13 protein-coding genes and 1 tRNA gene are annotated in these 14,895 nt (G+C 66.4%); 6 read left to right on the forward strand and 8 right to left on the reverse strand.

Translation table 11 applies throughout. The annotated features are described in order from the left end of the window. Window positions 1–4 precede the first annotated feature (4 nt). The 4 genes from ACLB1G_RS23720 to ACLB1G_RS23735 form a co-directional block, all read right to left on the reverse strand. A complete protein-coding gene (locus tag ACLB1G_RS23720; RefSeq protein WP_491629718.1) occupies window positions 5–1,150 on the reverse strand; it encodes an MFS transporter in 1,146 nt (381 codons plus the stop codon). A gap of 98 nt (window positions 1,151–1,248) precedes the next feature. Then, window positions 1,249–1,322 (reverse strand) — tRNA-Gly (locus ACLB1G_RS23725). Window positions 1,323–1,385: 63 nt separating this feature from the next. Further along, complete coding sequence (locus ACLB1G_RS23730) at window positions 1,386–1,682, reverse strand: hypothetical protein (RefSeq protein ID WP_491629719.1); 297 nt, start codon at window positions 1,680–1,682, stop codon at window positions 1,386–1,388. A gap of 9 nt (window positions 1,683–1,691) precedes the next feature. Then, window positions 1,692–2,282 (reverse strand): hypothetical protein, encoded by a 591-nt coding sequence (locus ACLB1G_RS23735; protein ID WP_491629720.1) that lies wholly within the window; start codon window positions 2,280–2,282, stop codon window positions 1,692–1,694. Window positions 2,283–2,474: 192 nt separating this feature from the next. Here ACLB1G_RS23735 and ACLB1G_RS23740 point away from each other — a divergent pair, with 192 nt between their 5' ends. Next, window positions 2,475–3,746 (forward strand): M28 family metallopeptidase, encoded by a 1,272-nt coding sequence (locus tag ACLB1G_RS23740; protein ID WP_491629721.1) that lies wholly within the window; start codon window positions 2,475–2,477, stop codon window positions 3,744–3,746. On the opposite strand, the gene ACLB1G_RS23745 is transcribed toward ACLB1G_RS23740, so the two are convergent. The 3 genes from ACLB1G_RS23745 to ACLB1G_RS23755 form a co-directional block, all read right to left on the reverse strand. After that, on the reverse strand, window positions 3,725–5,119 hold the full coding sequence (locus tag ACLB1G_RS23745) for a GntP family permease (RefSeq protein ID WP_491629722.1): 1,395 nt from the start codon (window positions 5,117–5,119) through the stop codon (window positions 3,725–3,727). The two genes, ACLB1G_RS23740 and ACLB1G_RS23745, sit on opposite strands and share 22 nt — an antisense overlap. Before the next feature lie 174 nt (window positions 5,120–5,293). Next, window positions 5,294–6,307 carry a TraB/GumN family protein gene (locus ACLB1G_RS23750; protein WP_491629723.1) on the reverse strand — a complete coding sequence of 338 codons (1,014 nt, stop codon included), beginning with the start codon at window positions 6,305–6,307 and terminating at the stop codon, window positions 5,294–5,296. A gap of 91 nt (window positions 6,308–6,398) precedes the next feature. Beyond that, the gene (locus tag ACLB1G_RS23755) at window positions 6,399–9,671 is read right to left on the reverse strand and encodes a DUF8487 domain-containing protein (RefSeq protein WP_491629724.1); all 3,273 of its coding nucleotides are present in this window, start codon (window positions 9,669–9,671) and stop codon (window positions 6,399–6,401) included. Between the two features lie 206 nt (window positions 9,672–9,877). Here ACLB1G_RS23755 and ACLB1G_RS23760 point away from each other — a divergent pair, with 206 nt between their 5' ends. From ACLB1G_RS23760 to ACLB1G_RS23770, 3 genes are all read left to right on the forward strand, one after another. Next, complete coding sequence (locus ACLB1G_RS23760) at window positions 9,878–10,810, forward strand: methyltransferase (protein WP_491629725.1); 933 nt, start codon at window positions 9,878–9,880, stop codon at window positions 10,808–10,810. 114 nt (window positions 10,811–10,924) lie between these two features. Continuing rightward, window positions 10,925–12,169 carry a sensor histidine kinase gene (locus tag ACLB1G_RS23765; RefSeq protein ID WP_491629726.1) on the forward strand — a complete coding sequence of 415 codons (1,245 nt, stop codon included), beginning with the start codon at window positions 10,925–10,927 and terminating at the stop codon, window positions 12,167–12,169. After that, complete coding sequence (locus ACLB1G_RS23770) at window positions 12,166–12,915, forward strand: LytR/AlgR family response regulator transcription factor (RefSeq protein WP_491629727.1); 750 nt, start codon at window positions 12,166–12,168, stop codon at window positions 12,913–12,915. Before ACLB1G_RS23765 ends, ACLB1G_RS23770 begins: the two co-directional genes overlap by 4 nt. Here the strand turns inward: ACLB1G_RS23770 and ACLB1G_RS23775 are convergent. Beyond that, on the reverse strand, window positions 12,893–13,822 hold the full coding sequence (locus tag ACLB1G_RS23775) for a LysR substrate-binding domain-containing protein (RefSeq protein WP_491629728.1): 930 nt from the start codon (window positions 13,820–13,822) through the stop codon (window positions 12,893–12,895). The two genes, ACLB1G_RS23770 and ACLB1G_RS23775, sit on opposite strands and share 23 nt — an antisense overlap. A 103-nt stretch (window positions 13,823–13,925) precedes the next feature. Between ACLB1G_RS23775 and ACLB1G_RS23780 the strand changes: the two genes are divergently transcribed. After that, window positions 13,926–14,324 carry a tautomerase family protein gene (locus ACLB1G_RS23780; RefSeq protein ID WP_491629729.1) on the forward strand — a complete coding sequence of 133 codons (399 nt, stop codon included), beginning with the start codon at window positions 13,926–13,928 and terminating at the stop codon, window positions 14,322–14,324. Beyond that, complete coding sequence (locus ACLB1G_RS23785; protein WP_491629730.1) at window positions 14,321–14,869, forward strand: DUF4865 family protein; 549 nt, start codon at window positions 14,321–14,323, stop codon at window positions 14,867–14,869. The genes ACLB1G_RS23780 and ACLB1G_RS23785 overlap by 4 nt, the downstream gene beginning before the upstream one ends. Window positions 14,870–14,895: the final 26 nt, after the last annotated feature.

The raw sequence follows: 14,895 nt of genomic DNA on the forward strand, positions 1-14,895 counted from the left end.
CGCGTCAGTGGGCCGGACTGGCCACGCCCAGGCGGGCGCTGGCCGCCACCAGCAGCATGGCCGCGCCCAAGCAGGCAAACGCCAGGTTCAGGCTGGAGGCGTGGGCGACAAAGCCGATCAGCGCCGGGCCGGCCAGGATGCCCGCATAGCCTATGGTGGTGATGGCGCTGATCGCCAGGCTGGCTGGCATGGCGCGCTGGTTGCCCGCCGCTGTGAACAGGATGGGCACGATGTTCGAGGCGCCCAGCCCGATCAGCACGAAGCCCAGCAGCGCCACCGCCGCCGACGGCGCCAGCACGGCGCAAAAGAAGCCCGCTGCCGCGCAGCTGCCGCCGGCCAGCAGCACGCGCTTGCCTCCGAAGCGCGACACCACCTTGTCGCCGGTCAGGCGGCCGGCCGTCATGGCGATGGCAAAGGCGGCGTAACCGAGGCCGCCGCGGCTGGCGTCCAGGCCGTGGCCCGCAGTCAGCAGCAGCGCGCTCCAGTCCAGCATGGCGCCCTCGGCCAGGAACACGATGAAGCACAGCACGCCGATGAAGATCACGGCGCCATGCGGCATGACGAACAGCGGCGCATCGCGCTCGGCGTGATCAGGCTCGCGCAGCAGGTGCGGCGCGGCGATGGCCAGCGCCAGGGCCACCAGCACGGCCACCAGCACGGTGGCGGCCAGCGGCGTCAGGCCCAGCCACAGCAGCGCCGCCATGGTGCCCGCACCGACGAAGCCGCCCACGCTGAACAGGCCATGGAAGCCGGACATCAGCGCACCGCCGCTTTCCCGCTCCACGATCACGGCCTGGATATTCATGGCCACGTCCAGCGTGCCGATGGCGGCGCCAAAGGCGAAGACGGCTAGGCCCAGCAGCAGCGCCGAGGGCGCGACCGCCAGCAGCGGCATGATCAGGCAGCAGATGGCGCCGGCCCACAGCACCACGCTGCGGCAGCCGTAGCGCGCCGACAGCGACCCGGTGGCCGGCATGGCCAGCATGGAGCCGGCCCCCAGGCACAGCAGCAGCAGTCCCAGTTCCCCCTCACCCAGCCCAATGCGCTGCTTGGCAAACGGCACCAGCGGGGCCCAGGCCGACATGGCCAGGCCCGCGCACAGGAATGCCAGGCGGGTGGACAAACGTTGTTTGGGTCCGACGATATTCATGGCGCAGCTTTCAGTGCGCGCCGCATGGCGCCATCCAGCGGTGGCGATGCTAACCTTGGGCGCAGCGAACGGGGAAGGTGATGAAGCGAACCAGTAAGTGGAGCGGGTGATGGGAATCGAACCCACGCTATCTGCTTGGGAAGCAGAAGTTCTGCCATTGAACTACACCCGCCTGCCCTGTATTCTACGCCCCTTTGAATACGATTGACAATCACGCAAGAGCGCCGACACCTCACTATCGAAAACTGGTGACGGATTCGTTGGCGTGCTGCGCAATGAGCTCTCTCACCTTCGGATCATCGTTGTATTTCGCCAGGAGACGCTTAAGTTGTCGTTGCGCAGGCCCGCAGTGCCTCACGACCGCGCGCTCAATTTCTCTCTGCCTTTTCTCACTCAGTTCACCATCGAATTCCCCGGCAAAATGCTCACATGCGGCCGCGTTGGCAATAAAACTTTTGACATCGTTTGGAAGCACTTCGTTTGCCCCGGTACTGGCCAATACCAGATACAGGACGAGGATAAGCTTCTTCATGTTTACCCCTCAACGTCCGTTGTTGGACCAATGTGGCACGTCTCTGCCGCTGCCAGAATATTTCTTCACTCCATAACTGGCACCGACTTCAATCAACTGGCGATTCAGTCCATTGCGTGGTGTACTCTTGATCTGCACCATTCTGCCTGTCGCGTCCCTCACCGACACCGTCCCTCTCCAGGACAGGGACATATCAATGGCAAGTCCGAGATTGTGCTGAGAACGCAGAGCAGGCTTGGTCCTGAGCCTGCGCATCGAAAGCGCGTCGACCATATCTTTTGCTGCTCGCAATGAAGCCGTTGCTGACGGATGCTCCCACTGAATTCCGACGTCAGACATCGCAGGCACAGAGGCAGGATCGACTCCGTCATTCACGATGCGCCAGGACCAATGCATCAGATAAGAACGCTTGGCAGGCCGGTATGTGGCTTCGACCCCCACTTTTATGCCAGCTTCGATCATGGCATATATGAAATCATCAACCGCATGCCGAAAGCTGCCTGTCAAATCCCTCGTGTCACTACTGCCTGCGTATCGCTTGGCCCAGCCTGCTCCGCTGAGTTCGCTGGCATTTTTTCTGGACTTGTTCGATGCAACCATATACGCCTCCTGTTCGTCTCGATAGTGGAGCTACCAAGGTAGACGATCAGGCGCTGATGGATTTTGATTTATACCGAAAAGGACGTGCGTCAGGCCCCTGGCTGTTCATCATACTGAGCAAGCCAAAAACCGGTGTGACGATGGATTTTCATTTATAGTCCACCACCAAGTACACCACTCAGGACCCCGACCATGAAACCATCCTCTTTCCTGGCCGCCGCCATCGCGCTGGCGTTCACCCTGCCCTCCCACGCCCAGGCGCCCGCCGACGATCCCGTCGCCACGCTGGTCGGCCATCTCCAGCTGGAGAAGTACAAGGCCACCATCAAGGGCCTGACCACCTTCGGCGACCGGCGCCAGGGCACGGAGCGCAACCGCCAGGCGCTGGACTGGATAGAGGCGCAGCTCAAGTCCTATGGCTGCAGCAACACCGAACGCCTCAGGTACGACTACACCCAGCTACCGCCCGACGCGCCCCAGCCCAAACGCATGCCCTTGCCGGCGCTGGCCGGCGGCCCGGCCGGACAAGGCGGCAGCACGCTGTTCGGCGACCGCATCCCAACCGGCGTGAACACCGATCCGCTCAAACAGCCCGACGAGAAACTGCGCGCCCTGAACGCCGAACCAACCCCGGTCGGCACCTCACCGCGCGAGAACGTCTATTGCACCAAGGTCGGGACCACGCATCCGGAGGAGATGTACATCGTCAGCGCCCACATGGACGGCATCGGTTTCGGCGAGGCCGCCAACGACGACGGTTCCGGCACCGCGCTGGTGATGGAACTGGCCCGCATCTTCAGCCTGCCGGGCGTGCAGACGGAACGCTCGATCCGCTTCATCCTGTGGAACAACGAGGAAACCGGCTTGAACGGCGCGCGCGCCTATGTGGAGCAGCGCAAGGACTTGCAGGGCATGGAATCGCCCAAGGGCTCGGGCAAATATCCGGAACCGAAGTGGCTGGGGATGATACAGCACGACATGATGATGTACGACCACGGCATGCCCATTCCCAAGCTGGACGCGGCCGGCAAGCCGGTGCTCGATGCCCAGGGCCGGCAGGTCTACGTGTCGCCGCCGGAGCAGCGCAAGGAGGCCGACGTCAACATCGAATTCCAGGCCGATTCCAAACAGGCGGAAGCCTCGGCCAGGCTGGCCTGGGCCCTGCACGCGGCCAACAACAAGTATGCGACCCACTACCCGGCCGCCGTCGGTCCGCACATGACCAACACGGATTCCACGCCCTTCATGGACCTGGTGCCCTCGGTCTCGCTGCGAGAGAATGAGCGCGGCCAGCAGATCGGCGCCGGCTGGAACCCGAACTGGCACCAGCCCACCGACCTGTACGCCAACTACTCCGACCAGGACTTCCTGCTGGGCCTGAACGCGGCCCAGACCACGCTGGCCGGCGTGGCCAAACTGGCCGGGGCCAGCGTGCAGCCGGCTCAGACCAAGCCGGTCAGGTAGTACACGGCAATCACGAAGAACACGGCCAGCGTCTTGATGACGGTGATGCCGAAGATGTCGCGGTAGGACTGGCGGTGTGTCAGGCCGGTGACGGCCAGCAGGGTGATCACGGCGCCATTGTGCGGCAGGGTGTCCATGCCGCCGCTGGCCATGGCCACCACGCGGTGCAGCACTTCCAGCGGAATCCCGGCCGCGTTGGCGTTGGCAATGAAGCTGTCCGCCATGGCAGCCAGCGCGATGCTCATGCCGCCCGAGGCGGAGCCAGTGATGCCGGCCAGGGTGGTCACCGACACCGCCGCGTTCACCAGCGGATTGGGCACGCTGCGCAGCGCCTCGCTGACGGCAATGAAGCCCGGCAGCGCGGCGATCACGCCGCCGAAGCCATACTCGGAGGCGGTGTTCATGGCCGCCAGCAGGGCGCCGCCGACGGCATCCTTGGTGCCGGAAGCGAAGGTCTCGCGGATGCGGCCGAACGCCGTCAGGCACACCAGCAGTATGCCCAGCAGCAGCGCACCCTCCACGGCCCAGATCCCCAGCACGGTCTTGATAGTGGTGTTGACCGGGGCCTTGAGGCCAGGCAGGACCTCGGCGGTCAGGGCGTAGCTGTCGCCATACCACTGCGGTATCAGCTTGGTCAGCACGAAGTTGGCCACACCCACCAGCACCAGCGGCGCCAGCGACAGCAGCGGATGCGGCAGCGCGCCGGATGCGGTGGCGACCGGCTTGGTATCCTCGCCATAGCCCTCGCCCTTGGCCATCACGGCGCGGCGGCGCCATTCCAGGAAGGCCAGGCCGGCCGCCACCGTGGCGATGGAACCGATCACGCCCAGGTAAGGCGCGGCCCAGCCGGTGGTCTTGAAGAAAGTGGTGGGGATGATGTTCTGGATCTGCGGCGTGCCGGGCAAGGTGTCCATGGTGAAGGAGAACGCGCCCAAGGCGATCGCGCCCGGCATCAAACGCTTGGGGATATTGCTCTGCCGGTAGAGCTCAGCGGCAAACGGGTAGACCGCGAACACCACCACGAACAGCGACACCCCGCCATAGGTCAGGAGCCCGCACACGGCCACGATCACCGCGTTGGCGCGGGTGCGGCCGATGTAGCGGATGGCCGCCACCACGATGGACTGCGAAAAGCCGGACAGCTCGATCAGCTTGCCGAACACAGCGCCCAGCAGGAACACCGGGAAGTACAGCTTGACGAAGCCCACCATCTTTTCCATGAAGATGCCGCTGAAGACCGGCGCCACGGCGCCGGGATCGGTCAGCAGGACGGCGCCCAGCGCCGCCACGGGAGCGAACAAAATCACGCTGTAGCCTCGGTAGGCCGCCAGCATCAGAAAGGCCAGAGCGGCCAGCACTATCAGCAAAGTCATCGAACTCCCCCTCGGTATGGTTGATGGGCGCACATTCTAGCAATAATAGCAACATGCTCAGTTCGCTTGATTTCTGTTGTGTGGCAAATTTATTTTTCTGGCGTTGTTCTGACACAGCAGGCCCGCAGGGAAGGGGCACGGGGGGCACGGGGGCGGCGGGCGCCGCCCCGGCGCTTACTCGGGTTTCTGCACCGCGTAGCCCTTGGCGGCCAGCATGGCGACCGCGCCCTGGGGGTTGAGCAGCTCATGGATGGGCAGCAGGGCGAAGGTGGAGCGGTTGGCGTCCAGCGCGTGTTCGGCCGCCTGCACCCAGGCCATGCGCATGCGCTGCGGCACCTCCTGCCAGCCGGGCTGCTTCTGGACGAAGCTGCTGTTCATCATGGCGCCATTGCAGGCGCCCTCGCGTTCGGCGAAGTTGAGTTTGGAGATCGCGCCCAGGTCGCCCTTGGCCCAGGCGTTGGCGCGCTCGCGGGCGTCGTCGATGTCGCGTTCCAGGGTGTCCATGGTGGCGGACAGGCAGGCCGCATCCTCGACCTGGGCCTTCTTGAAGTCGCGCACCATGCGCGACGGGCTGTCCACCGGCAGCATGATCTCGACCGGCGTGACCTTGACCTTGTTCTTCCTGGCCAGCTTCTCGATGGACTCGCGCACCTCCATGCTGTTGGTCAGCCCGGCGCGTTCCAGCGCCTTGCGGAACAGGATGTCGGCGGCGAAGATGGGACGCAGGCTTTCCATACCCTGGTCGTCGCCGATATATTTCTGCTTCATGCCTTGCCAGCGGCGGTAGACTTCGGGCGGCAGCACCTGCTGCAGTTTGGCGCCGTCCGGATTGTCGCGTATGCCGTACAGGAAGGGCAGCGCGGTCAGCCCGCGCAGGATGCCAACATCGGGCGAGGCGGCCGGCGCCAGCAAATACTGCTGCGACTGGGCCATGATGGTCTCCACTTCCTGCGAGCGCCACTCCATCTTTTTGGGCAGGGGGCTGTAGGCGCCGAACACCCACATCACATGGTCGCCGCGGCTGATCTTCCACAGGCCCGGTCCGGGTTTCTGGCCCACTACCAGCACTTTTTCGGTCGCAGGCTCGGGCGCTGCGGCCGATTCCGGTTCCGTCTGCGCCCATGCGGGCAGCACCGAAAGAGCCGCGTACAGGGCCGCGCACAGCGCGACGGGCAGGCGTATCGCCATCTTCTCTCCCTTTTATTGTTTGGACTAGCTAGCGTAGCCTACCGCAGCGCGGCGGGCTACAGGGGAAACATCGGCTTACAAAGATGGCATCTTACTGCCTGGGCTTTTTCTTCTCCTCCGGCAGGTTCTCGTCGATGTCGCTGGAGGCCGAGCGCACCCGCTTGTAGGCCAGCGTGTCCGGATTGTCCGGCAGCCGGGGACCGGTGTAGACCAGCGCCAGCTCGGCGATGGCGCTGCTGTTGTCGCTGCCGAAGCCGGACAGCGACACGAAGCGCAGGTAGCGCGCGCGCTCCTCGCGGCCCAGCGCCACGCGCTGCTGGTCATAGGTGGACTTCAACTCGCCGCGCGCCAGTTCGCGCCAGCTGTTGCCGTCGTCGCTGGCCTGCAGCACGAATTCGCGCACATCGCCTTCGTGGTCGCGGTGGTTCTGGCGCGGCATCAGCACCAGGCCGGTGAAGGACACCGGCTGCGGGAAGCTGATGGTCAGCTCCTGCGGCACGCGCGGTGCATTCTGCGCACCGGCGCTCCAGAAGGTGTTGGGATCGCCGTCGATGGCGCTGGCGGCGTCGCGCCCCCCGCTGGCCTTGGCGCCCAGCTTCTTCATGCTCAGGGTGTCGAACAGCACGGTGCGCAATTCCGCCGGGGCGATGGCGGCCTGCGGCTGGAAGCCCTCACCCGCCATGTAGTCCAGCACCGACTTGCGCAGCTGGCGCGCCACCGGGCGGTGTTCCAGGTCGCTGTCCAGGTCCGCGCTGGCCACCAGCAGCTTGCCCTTGCCGACCCGCGCTTCGAACAACAGGCCCAGTTTGTAGTTGCGGTTCCAGTCGTCGATGGGCTGGACGATGGGCTGCAGCGCGGCCGGCAGGCGGTCCAGGTTGACGGCGCGGGTATTCTTCAGCAGCTCTATCCACTGCCAGTCGCTGAAGTCCTCGGTGGGGAATCCGGCCAGGGCCGGATGATTGCGGTCCACCCACATGCCCAGCATGCGGCCCCAGGCCGGATTCATCAGGCGGTTCCAGAACACCGGCACGTTGTCCAGCGGCGGCGAGTTCCAATCCAGGTCGGCCGGACGCGGCAGGTACAGCACCTTGCCGCCTTCGTTCAAACGCGCCTCGGCCGCATCCCAGCTGTGGGTGACCAGCACGCCCTGCGGCTCGCTGACCTGGGACGGGTACAGCCAGATGTTCCAGTCATTCTCCGCGTCGGCGCCGCGCAGGCCCACCACCAGCTTGTAGGCTTGCGGCGCCGGCAGGCCGGCCAGCGCCAGCTCGACCTTGCCCAGCGCGATATTCTTGCCGATGGCGATATCGCGCCGCGCGAAGTCGCCGCCGGCGACCTGTTTGCCGCCGGCGTCCACCAGCTTCCAGTAGGGCTGCGCGCCCTGCAGCGGCTGGGCGCCGTAGTGGGCGATCTCCACCTCGGCCGACAGGGTGTCGCCGGAGGTGTACACGCGCTTCGTGAGGCGCGCCAGCGGCACGGTCGCGCCGTTATAGCGCCGGAATTCCCTGGGCGAGGAATAGCCCTTGCTCTCCCAGAAGGTATCCAGGATGCCGACCAGCGCCGTGCCCTGGCCCAGGTAGTCATGCAGGTCCAGCAGCTGGTAGCCCATCATGCCGGGCGTGCGCAGGTTGGCCTCGATTTCTTCCTTGTAGTTCTCGACCTGGAATTTGCCCGAGGCGACCGCAAAGTCCTTGTTACGCCCGGCCATGCCATGCCGCGCCAGCGAATCGCGGAAGATCTCGTAGTTCCCGGGCCGCAGGTAGCCGGTAAATTTGGCGATGATGCCGTAGTCCGGGTAGGACACCCACTGCCCCGCCTCATGCGACACCACCGGCACACGCACCTCGGTCAGCGAATCGCCGTAGTCGCGCCCGAACCAGCCCTTGTTGCCGCGCAGCGGCTTGGGACCGATGCGCTGCATGGCCAGGAAGTCGGTGCCCTCGGCCAGTCCCGGCACTTCCTTCTCCGTATGGCCGGTGCCGTTCGAATACAGGCGGCGCGGATCGGCCTGGCGGTAGTGGGCGATCCAGGCGTCGAAGGCTTCCTTCCATTTACCTTTCGGCTCGTTGCTGGGGCTGAGCATCAGGAAGGAGGGATGGTTGCCATAGGCTTTGATGATGCGCTCGGTTTCCTCGTACAGCATCTTGTCCATGGCCGTGCCGGGCGAGACCTCGTTCCACATGCCCGGTTCCGGCTGCAGGTACAGGCCCAGTTCATCGGCGGCCTGGAACGCCGCTTCCGGCGGGCAGAAGGAGTGGAAGCGGATATGGTTGATGCCCCAGTCCTTGTTGATCTGGAAGATCTTGCGCCAATAGGCCACGTCGGTGGGCGGATAGCCGGTCAGCGGGAAGTCGCCGCCGTGGTGGGTGCCGCGCAGGTAAATGGGGCGGCCATTGAGCACGAAGTCCTTGCCGCGCGCGGCAAGGTGGGCAAAACCGAAGCTGATCTCGCGGCTGTCGGCGGCGTCCGCGCCTTTCAGCTGCAGTTTGAGTTTTTGCAGCACCGGGTGGAACTCGTCCCAGGTCTGGGCCGTGGCAGGATAGCGCACCGTGATCTCGGCAGTGCCGCCATCCTTGTCCCAGCTGACTTTCTGCTGCACGCCGTTGGCGCTGAGCACGCCGCTGCCAGCCTTGCCGCCGGCGTTGCCGATGCGGACCTTGACCCGCACCGTCCTGTCTTCCACGTTGGGATAGACCTGGGCGTCATCCAGCCACACCGGCGTGGTGGCGCGCAGCTCGACCTTGCCGATGATGCCGTTCCAGCTCATGCCCAGCGAATCTGACACGCTGTGCGCGTCCGGGCGGTAGGCCATCAGCATGCGGTTGTCGACCCGCACCGAGACGCGGTGCTTGCCCGGCGCCAGCAGGCCCAGGTCGTATTCGTGTTCCGCCACCAGGCTCAGGTTGGAGCCGATCTGCCTGTCGTCCACCCAGGTGGTCGAGCCCCAGTGCGGGCGCTCCATGAAGAGCGCCACGCGCTTGCCGCGCCAGGAGGCCGGCACCTCGATGTCGCGCTGGTACCAGGCCGCCCCCAGGTAGTGGCGCTGCGGCTGCGACAGGAAGGGCACCTTGACCTGGCCTGGCTTGGTGTAGGCCTCGTAGTCGGCGCGCAGCTTCCAGTTCTTGTCGTACAGCGACAATACCCAGGGCGTGCTGGCGCTGATCTCGTCGCCGTAGCCCTGCGCCTGCAGGATGCCGGGGATGGCGATGCGGTCCCCGAGGGTGCGCGTGAACCAGGCTTGCTGCACGCCTTCGTCGGTGCGGTCGATGGCGAAGCGCCACTGGCCGGACAGATCGCGGGTGTCGGCGGCCCAGGCGGTGGCCGCCAGGCAGGCGGCGGCCAATGTCAAAGTGAGACGGTACATGGTTTCCTTGGGTTTCCTTGGGTTTCCTTGGGTTTCCTTGCAGATGACGGAATGGGACGGCCCGATTATCACTCAAGCCTAGCTCCAGTTTTGCGCAATTGCTTGCGCGTTTGGTCTCCATTTGGTCTCGTTTGTTGCGGGTGCGCCGCAGTGCGCGCCCTCCCACCCTGTAGGATGACTTCATCGCCTATTTTCAAGGAGACGCCGTGAACCAAGCCCTGCTCCAGATCGGCCGCTACCTGCAGCGCGCCGGCTATGACTTCGTCACCATCTCCACGCCCAGCCACCGCCGCGTCAACGCACGGCCTGGCAGCGCCCGGGCGCGCGACCTGCGCGGCATCTTCGGCTGGAGCCGCCCATTCGACCCCAGCCTGCCCGATCCGCAGCTGCTGGCCTGGATGCGCGAAGCCGGCATCGTGCGCGAGGACGGCGGCCTGCTGCGCAGCACCCTGCGCGCCTCCACCCTGGACGGCCGCCTGTATTTCCATTCCGCCTTCCCCACCCAGGAACAGGACGCGGTGTTCTTCGGGCCGGATACCTACCGCTACGCGCGCGTGTTGCGCGCCGCGCTGGAGCGGCTGCCGGCCCCGCGCCGCGTGATCGACATCGGCGGCGGCGCCGGTCCGGGCGCCATCACCGTGGCGGCGGCGCTGCCGCAGGCCGAGGTCTGGTGCACCGACATCAATCCCCGGGCCCTGGCCCTGGCCGCCGTCAACGCCGAACTGGCCGGCGCCGCCAACGTGAAAGTCGCCACCAGCGACCTGCTGCGCGGGGTCGAGGGCGAATACGACTGGATCATCTCCAACCCGCCCTTCATGCTGGACGACAGCGAACGCACCTACTGCCACGGCGGCGGGGAGCTGGGCGAAGGCCTGTCGCTGGCCATCGTGGACAGCGCCGCCGGCCGCCTGGCGCCGGGTGGCGCGCTGCTGCTGTACACCTGCAGCGCCATCGTGGAAGGCCGCGATCCTTTCCGCGACAGGGCCGCCGCCCTGCTGGCGGCGGCCGGCTGCGGCTGGGATTACGAGGAAATCGACCCCGACGTGTTTGGCGGCGAACTGGGCGCCCCGGAACACGCCCGCACCGACCGCATCGCCGCCGTGGCGCTGACCGCCATCCGCCCTGAAGGCGGCGGCTGAACCCGGCGCTCGTATTTCGCGCCGCCGGATTCGTCACTCGTCACGTTCCGGTGTTACCCTTGCGTCCTGTTGGGTACAGTGCAGACATGACAAAGCACACCGAGGGGATACGCGATGCTGGCCACACTGAAAGCCAAATACCACTGCTGGGAAGAGCAGGTGCTGGACGCCCTGCGCGATCCCTCGTCGGTCGAGCGGCTGCCGGCTAGCGCGTACAGCAAGGGTCTGCGCAAACTGGCCGCCCTGACGGAGATAGAACGCAACCAGCTGTACGCCTTCTGCAGCGCCTACCGGGGCTGGAAAGGCACGTTGCTGACGCTGAAAACCATGGCTGTCCTGTCGCTGCTGGGGGGCGCCCTGTGGCTGCTGGTGCCTTCGACCTTGCGCTGGTTCGATTGGCTGCTGATGACCAATGTGGTGGGACTGGCCGTGATCTGCGCCCTGATTGGTATCTGGTTCAATTACCGGCGTGCGGTGCGCCACCAGTTCAAGGCGGCGCTGCTGGCCGTGGTGGGCATGTATGCCGGCTCCCTGATCGCCATGCTGAGCGACTCCTTCGTCAATGGAAAGGCGCTGCTGCCGGTGATAGAGCGCAGCGCCCCCAAGTTGCTGCTGTTCGGCCTGGGTGCGGGCGCCTGCCACCTGATCATGGTATTGATCGTTAGCGCCTGGCGCAACAAGGATTACGAGGCCATCACCGCCCGCCTGCAGGCCGAAGCCGAGCACGAACGGCTGGCGCGCCAGCTCAGCGAATCGCAGCTGCGCCTGCTGCGCGCCCAGATCGAACCGCACTTCCTGTTCAACACCCTGGGCGCGGTCCAGCAGCTGGCGGAAAAGGAAGCGCCGCGCGCGGCCGAACTGACCTCGCACCTGATCGCCTTCCTGCGCGTCAGCACGGCCGAGATGAGCGCCGAGCAAAGCACCCTGGCGGCCGAGTTCTCGCTGATACGCTCCTATCTGGAAGTGATGCGCATCCGCCTGGGCTCGCGCCTGCGCTTCGACCTGCACCTGCCGGCGGAGCTGGCGCAGCACGCCATCCCCGGCATGGCCCTGCTGACGCTGGTGGAAAACGCCATCAAGCACGGCGTGGAACCCTCGCTGCGCGGCGCCAGCATCAGCGTGGGCGCGGCCATCGAGGATGGCGAATTGCGCATCACCGTGCGCGATACCGGCGTCGGCCTGAGTCCGGAACCGGGCAGCGGCATCGGCCTGCACAACGTCAAGGAACGCCTGCGGCTGGCCTATGGACCCGGCGCTACGCTCTCGCTGTACGAAGAAGAGGATGGCGGGGTGGTGGCCGACATCCGCATCCCGCGGCAACACCAACAACTCCAGCAAGCCAGCAAGGAACCCGCATGAGCACAAAGATATTGATCGCCGAAGACGAACCCCTGATGCGCGAACGCCTGCTGGAGATGCTGGAAACGGCCTGGCCGGAGGCGCGCATCGTGCAGGTGGCGGAAAACGGCAACGATGCCTGGGACGCCTTCCTGCAGCACGAACCGCAGCTGGTGTTCCTGGACATCCGCATGCCCGGCCTGTCCGGCCTGGAGGTGGCGCAGCGCATCGGCCGCTCGGCCCATGTGGTGTTCGTCACCGCCTACGACCAGTACGCGGTGGATGCCTTCGAGGCCGGCGCGGTGGACTACCTGCTCAAGCCGGTGCAGGCCGGACGGCTGGAAAAAGCCATCGCCCGCGTGCGGGAAAAGATGCACGCCCAGCCGGCCGACATCAGCGCCCTGCTGTCGCAGCTGAAGGCGGCGGCGCCGGCGCCGGAGCGCAAGCCGCTCAAGTGGATCAAGGCCTCGGTGGGGCGCCAGGTGCGCCTCATCGACGTCGACGACGTGCTGTTCTTCCAATCCGACACCAAGTACACGCGGGTGGTGCTGAACGGCTCGGAAGCGCTGGTGCGCACGGCCCTGAAGGACATGCTGGACGGGCTGGACCCGGAACGCTTCTGGCAGATCCACCGCGGCACCGTGGTCAACGTCAAGGCCATTGCCGCCGCCGAGCGCATCGACGCCGAGCGCATGCAGCTGCTGCTGCACGGCTGCGAGGAAAAGCTGCCGGTCAGCCGCGCCTTCACCCATCTGTTCCGGACCTGAACGGCTGCGGCGCGGCCGTCCCCAGTTGCTGCCGCACCGAGGCCAGCACGATCTCGCGCAGGTGCCGGGCGGCGGCGCACGGTTCCGCTTCGGCGCTGTGGAGACTCAGGCCGGCCATGGGGAGCGGCGGCAGGCCGGATGCCGCATCCAGCAGCCGCAGGCCAGGCGGCATGCCCGCCCCGGTGCGCACCGTCACCCCCAGCCCGGCCGCCACGGCCGCCCACACGCCCGCCAGGCTGGGACTGGTGAACGCGATGCGCCAGGCGATGCCGGCCCGGTCCAGCGCCGTGGTGGCGGCCGTGCGCATCAAACAGGGCGCCTCGAACATCACCAGCGGCAGCGGCTCGCCATCGGCCAGCGCCGGCAGTCCGCTGTCGCCACGGCCTTCCTCCGATGCGATCCAGCACATGGGCAGGCTGCCCAGTGGTTCCGAGTACGGGCTGATCTGGCCGGCGTCCCAGGCCAGCGCCAGATCCAGCTTGCCGGCCGCCAGCTGCGCCATCAATTCCGAATTGCGCGCCACCCGGGCCTCGATGCGCAGGCGCGGGTGCGCGCGCGCGTAGCGGCCCAGCACATCGGTCAGCAGGTGCTCGCCGAAATCCTCCTGCATGCCCAGGCGGATGCTGCCGGCCAGCCCGGCGCCGCGCACGGCGCTGGCCGCCTCGTCGTTGAGCTCCAGCAGGCGGCGCGCATAGCCCAGCAGCGATTCACCGGCCGGCGTGGTCACCATGCCGCGTCCCTCCTTGCGCAGCACCGGCATGCCCAGCTGCTCCTCCAGCTTTTTCAGCTGCGCGGAGACGGCCGAGGTGGAGCGGCCCAGGCGGTCCGCCGCGCGCGCGAAACTGCCCAGCTCCACGCCGGTGACGAAGGTGCGCAGCACGTCGAGGTCGAAAGTCAAACGCCGCATGATCGTCCCGTTTTTGTGTACTGTCGATTCCAATATTCCCGATTTTCAGGATCAAGATAGGCGCGTATCGTAGCCCTGTCAAATCAAAAAAAGGAGCACCATCATGCCGCTGAGCCGCATTTCGCTGCGCAAGGGCCACACCGCCGACTACCTGCAGGCGCTGTCCGACAACCTGCACCGCGCCTTGGTGGAAGCCTTCGACGTGCCGCGCGACGACCGCTTCCAGCTGATCCACCAGCACGAGCCGAACGAGCTGGTGTACGACCGCCACTACCTGGGCGGACCGCGCTCCGAGGACTTCGTGGTCATCACCGTGACGGCGGGCCGCCCGCGCAGCACGGAGATGAAGGCGGCTTTCTTCCGGCGCACCGCCGAGCTGTTGGCAGAATCGCCCGGCATCCGGCCCCAGGACGTCATGATCGTCATCAATACGACCCAAGGCGACGAATGGTCGTTCAGCGACGGCGTGGCCACCGTGCCGCGCCCGGAGCAACGGCCATGATCGCCATGCAGTACAGCTACACGCTGCCGGCCGATTACGACATGGAGATCATCCGCCGGCGCATCGCCAGCAAGGGACCGCTGCTGGATGGCTTGCCGGGGCTGGCTTTCAAGGCTTACCTGTATGCCGACGAGGGCATCGAACACCTGTATGCGCCCTTCTACCTGTGGCGCGACAGCGGCGCCATGCACGACTTCCTGGCCGGCCCGGCCTTTGCGGCGTTGACGCGCTCCTACGGCTGGCCGGTGGTGCGCAGCTGGACGCTGTGGCACCAGGAAGTCGGCGCCGAGGTGAAACAAGCGCGCCACGCCACACGCAGCAGCGCCGCGGTCCCGCCGCACGCCTCGCTGGAAGAGTGGCGCCAGCGCGAACGCGAGGCGGCGGCCGGCGCAACGGCGCAGGGCGCGCTGGCCTCGGTGGTGGGCGTCGATACCGCCACCTGGAGCGTGGTGCGGCTGCAGCTGTGGCGCGATGAGCCGCCCGCCGCGCTGGCCGGCGAGGGCGTGCAGCGCTACCGCGTCGGCCACCTGTCGGCACCGTCTTGACGCGCCGGGTTGAGGACCTTGGCCGG

This window comes from Duganella kummerowiae, assembly GCF_053572355.1.

What these genes read in the sequence shown, in the direction of transcription:
- ACLB1G_RS23720 (WP_491629718.1), bottom strand. Translation starts at nt 1,150, where the DNA reads ATGAATATCGTCGGACCCAAACAACGTTTGTCCACCCGCCTGGCATTC.
- ACLB1G_RS23730 (WP_491629719.1), bottom strand. Translation starts at nt 1,682, where the DNA reads ATGAAGAAGCTTATCCTCGTCCTGTATCTGGTATTGGCCAGTACCGGG.
- ACLB1G_RS23735 (WP_491629720.1), bottom strand. Translation starts at nt 2,282, where the DNA reads ATGGTTGCATCGAACAAGTCCAGAAAAAATGCCAGCGAACTCAGCGGA.
- ACLB1G_RS23740 (WP_491629721.1), top strand. Translation starts at nt 2,475, where the DNA reads ATGAAACCATCCTCTTTCCTGGCCGCCGCCATCGCGCTGGCGTTCACC.
- ACLB1G_RS23745 (WP_491629722.1), bottom strand. Translation starts at nt 5,119, where the DNA reads ATGACTTTGCTGATAGTGCTGGCCGCTCTGGCCTTTCTGATGCTGGCG.
- ACLB1G_RS23750 (WP_491629723.1), bottom strand. Translation starts at nt 6,307, where the DNA reads ATGGCGATACGCCTGCCCGTCGCGCTGTGCGCGGCCCTGTACGCGGCT.
- ACLB1G_RS23755 (WP_491629724.1), bottom strand. Translation starts at nt 9,671, where the DNA reads ATGTACCGTCTCACTTTGACATTGGCCGCCGCCTGCCTGGCGGCCACC.
- ACLB1G_RS23765 (WP_491629726.1), top strand. Translation starts at nt 10,925, where the DNA reads ATGCTGGCCACACTGAAAGCCAAATACCACTGCTGGGAAGAGCAGGTG.
- ACLB1G_RS23770 (WP_491629727.1), top strand. Translation starts at nt 12,166, where the DNA reads ATGAGCACAAAGATATTGATCGCCGAAGACGAACCCCTGATGCGCGAA.
- ACLB1G_RS23775 (WP_491629728.1), bottom strand. Translation starts at nt 13,822, where the DNA reads ATGCGGCGTTTGACTTTCGACCTCGACGTGCTGCGCACCTTCGTCACC.
- ACLB1G_RS23780 (WP_491629729.1), top strand. Translation starts at nt 13,926, where the DNA reads ATGCCGCTGAGCCGCATTTCGCTGCGCAAGGGCCACACCGCCGACTAC.
- ACLB1G_RS23785 (WP_491629730.1), top strand. Translation starts at nt 14,321, where the DNA reads ATGATCGCCATGCAGTACAGCTACACGCTGCCGGCCGATTACGACATG.